The sequence below is a fragment of the Vibrio rotiferianus CAIM 577 = LMG 21460 genome (genome assembly GCF_002741985.1).
Lineage (GTDB): Bacteria > Pseudomonadota > Gammaproteobacteria > Enterobacterales > Vibrionaceae > Vibrio > Vibrio rotiferianus.
On record NZ_APHW01000065.1, the window covers coordinates 1 to 1,570 of the forward strand.

Annotated in this window: 2 protein-coding genes; both read right to left on the reverse strand. The window is 49.7% G+C overall.

The features are described 5' to 3' along the window. Positions 1-53: 53 nt before the first annotated feature. Entirely contained in the window at positions 54-677 is a 624-nt protein-coding gene (locus B853_RS15910; protein WP_128826933.1) for a hypothetical protein, read from the reverse strand. Further along, the gene (mobC, locus tag B853_RS15915; RefSeq protein ID WP_050568922.1) at positions 674-1,438 is read right to left on the reverse strand and encodes a MobC family replication-relaxation protein; all 765 of its coding nucleotides are present in this window, start codon (positions 1,436-1,438) and stop codon (positions 674-676) included. The genes B853_RS15910 and mobC overlap by 4 nt, the downstream gene beginning before the upstream one ends. Between the last annotated feature and the right edge of the window lie 132 nt (positions 1,439-1,570).

The following is a 1,570-nucleotide window of genomic DNA, read 5'->3' on the forward strand; positions in this document are numbered from 1 at the left end:
CCTCCTTCCGTTCCGCGCTCTACTTCATAGAGCAATTTGATTAGTTGCCAGTTCTAGACCTTACCGGACGATCTTCCGTATAGGTCTGTGGCGGTTTCAGTAATCAGCGGAGCTAGAGACCGAGCCACCATAACCGTAACTGCTTTTGATTGGTTAAGTTCTTTTGATGTGTCCACGCCTTGGCTACTGCTAGAGCTAGACCCCGTTTCGCTGCCTCCTGACACGCCCACAGGACTATTGTCACATCCCGATAAAGCCAACACAGACCCCATAACTAACGCCAATACACTTTTATTCATTCTGTTGTTTCTCCACTGCTTGGATTTCTTTTCTTGGTTCGCTAGGTCTTCGCTAATATCGCCGTTCTCTAGCTGGCCCTGTAGCTGTTGAGCCAGCCTCTCTAGGTCTTGTCTCTGGCTCTCTCTGGCTTTTCTGGCTAGGTCTTTCAACTCTTTAACCAATGCCCTTTGTTCTTCCAGTTCCGCATCTGACGGGCCTTTGATTACTCCCTCGTTCCATGCATCCGCGAACTGTTTATCAAACTCCATTTGTTTGAGCTGTACGGTCGCTCTCTGCTCTTCCGCTGTGTTGTCTACCCGTTCAAACACTCCTATGAACAGAACAGCCCCAAGCACCGCAGCCGGACACACAATCAGAAGCCAATGTATAGGTGTCATTCTTTATCGTTCTCCACTATCCACTTATCCAAATCCACAAACGTGAATCGTTCTAAATACGAACCTTTCAACTGTACTTGCTGCCCCCCGACTTTGATTGTATCTATCGAGTAGATCACCTTTTTAAGCCGGTTAGAAACGCCCTCCGGAGTGATGTAGTACACATGTCCCCACTTACCGTCTGACATAGCTTTCAAGTGCGAGGCGATTACCTGTTGATACCTTGATCGGGTCTTGATGGTTCGCTCTACCTCTATCGCTACCAGCTCGCCCTCTGGGTTCACTGCCAGCGCATCCGGTCTATGCTGTACGCCATGAGTCTTGATGAACTCCCCACGGTCGCAGGGTGTCCAGTCTTTCCAGCCGTTTGCTAGTGCCTTGAGTCTTGCCTTTTGAATGTCCAACCTGTGCGGAAGTGTTGAAACTGCTACCCTTGACGGCTCGAATACTGGGATATCCTTGATCTCCTCATCTTCATCGAATGAGAATGCCAAACCGTGAGTAGTAAGCCCCCACAGTGTTATCCCTCTCCCCGCGCCTACATCAATTGTCGCTCGCTTAACCTTTTCCTCATGCATCAGGGTTAGAAGTAGTTTATTCACTGCCTGACGTGTCTTTACGCCCATCACCTCCGCTATGATGTCTGATGTTGACCAAACCTCATCACGCAAGAACTTTAGTACCGCTGCCCGCTTCTCTTGGGATCGCTGTGTCCGCTCTTTTGGGTCGGTGATTAGTGTGTTGAGGCGTTTATCATTCATTGCTGTAGCTCCTTATAGTTTCTCTAGGCCAGCCAGTGGGTTGTCTATCGCCTCGTTGAACGCCTCTTGCCCAATTGGTTCTGTGGTTAGTGGTTCGTTCTCTGGCTCGTCTTCCGCGTCTTCTGGCCCCTC